This window comes from Methylobacterium sp. WL103 (genome assembly GCF_008039885.1).
GTDB lineage: Bacteria > Pseudomonadota > Alphaproteobacteria > Rhizobiales > Beijerinckiaceae > Methylobacterium > Methylobacterium cerastii.
Window position 1 is genome coordinate 1 of sequence record NZ_VRUX01000745.1, and the last position, 1,803, is coordinate 1,803.

General features: G+C 72.1%; 2 protein-coding genes. Both read left to right on the forward strand.

What is annotated here, in order from left to right:
- Positions 1-1,386, forward strand: a 1,386-nt coding sequence (locus FV222_RS24960) for a lytic transglycosylase domain-containing protein (RefSeq protein ID WP_147815900.1), incomplete at its 5' end; no start/stop codon positions are given.
- 219 nt (positions 1,387-1,605) lie between these two features.
- On the forward strand, positions 1,606-1,803 hold a 198-nt coding region (locus FV222_RS24965), incomplete at its 3' end, for an ATP-binding cassette domain-containing protein (RefSeq protein WP_246685649.1).

Consider the following 1,803-nt stretch of genomic DNA (forward strand, 5'->3'; position numbering starts at 1 on the left):
ACCTACGCGGGCGGCGCCTACGCCAGCCTGGTGCGGGCGCGACGGGCCGTCGAGGACAAGAGCTCGGGAGCGGCCTCGGCGCTAGCCGCGGTGCCGCCGTCCCTGCGCAACGACAGCTCGTACATCCTGTCCCGCGCCCAGTTCCTGCGCCGGGCCGACAAGCCGGCCGAGGCGGCCGCCGTGCTGGCGACCGCGCCGAGCAACCTCGACGTGCTCGTCGATGGCGACGAGTGGTGGGTCGAGCGCCGCATCGTCGCGCGCAAGCTGATCGATCTCGGCGACGCCAAGACCGCCTACGCGGTGGCGAGCGCCAACCCGGCCCGCACGGTGGAGAAGCGGATCGAGGCCGAGTTCCACGCCGGCTGGATCGCCCTGCGCTTCGGCGGCGACCCCGAGGCCGCCGCCCGCCACTTCGCGCTGGCCGCCGGCATCGCCGAGACGCCGATCTCGATTGCCCGCGCCGCCTACTGGCAGGGCCGGGCGGCGGACGCCCTCGGGCAGGCCGAGTCGGCCAAGGGATTCTATGAGACCGCCGCGCTGCAGCCGATCGCCTATTACGGGCAACTCGCTCGGGCCAAGCTCGGCCAGACAAGCCTCGCGCTCCGCGCGCCGGCCGATCTCGACGGCCCTGCGCGCGCCGCCTTCGACGACCGGCTCTGCATCCGTGCCCTGCGCCTGCTGGCGGCGGCTTCGCTGAAGGAGATGGCGCTGCCGCTCTACATCGACACCGCGCAGCGCCTGACGGATGCCCGCGAGGTGCAGGCGCTCGGCGACCTCGCCGTCGAGATGAAGGACGCCCGCGCCCTCGTCGCCGTCGGCAAGCTCGCGGTCCAGCGCGGGCTGCCGCTGGACGCCCACGCCTACCCCACCATCGGCATCCCGACCTACGAGGCGTTCGGCTCGGTGCCACTGGTCGAGAAGGCGATGGTGTTCGCCATCGCGCGCCAGGAGAGCCAGTTCGACCCCCGCGCCCAGTCCGGCGTCGGCGCCCGCGGCCTGATGCAGATGATGCCGGCCACCGCCCAGCGAACCGCCCGCCGGGTCTCTGCGGCCTACGATCCTGAGCGGCTCGGCACCGACGCGATCTACAGCGCGCGCCTCGGCCAGGCTCATCTCGGCGAGCTGATGGAGGATTGGCGCGGCTCGTACATCCTCGCCTTCGCCTCGTACAATGCCGGCGGCGGCAACGTGAAGAAGTGGATCGACGCCTACGGCGACCCACGCAAGGGCGACGTGGACGCGATCGACTGGGTCGAACGCATCCCGTTCACCGAGACCCGCAACTACGTCCAGCGGGTGATGGAGAATCTGCAGGTCTATCGCACGCGCCTCGACAACAAGAGCGCACTGCTGATCGACGGCGACCTGCACCGCGGGGCGCGCTGAGGAGGCGTCCGCAGCGCAGGCGCTTTCCCTTCCCCTCTGCGGGGCATGGAAGGTTGCGAGTGATGTCAGAGCGCAACCCCTTGGCCTGCCGCCTAGGCCCCTCTATCGAGACCCGATGACCTGCCGGATCCCGCGCGGGCGCCGGGGGAGGGGAGCGTGGACGATCGAGACTTCTCGCCCACCGGCAGACCGAACGCCCTCGACTTCGAAGACGTCGCGATCGCGTTCCCCCTGAAGGGCGGCCGGCGCTACGTCGCGGTGGAGGGAATCGACCTCGCGGTCGCGCCCGGGGAGTTCGTCGCCGTCGTCGGCCCGACCGGGTCCGGCAAGTCGACCCTGCTTAACGCCGCGGCCGGCTTGCTGAAGCCCGCGTCCGGCCGCGTCGCGGCGTTCGGCGCGCCGCTGCGAGGCCTGAAC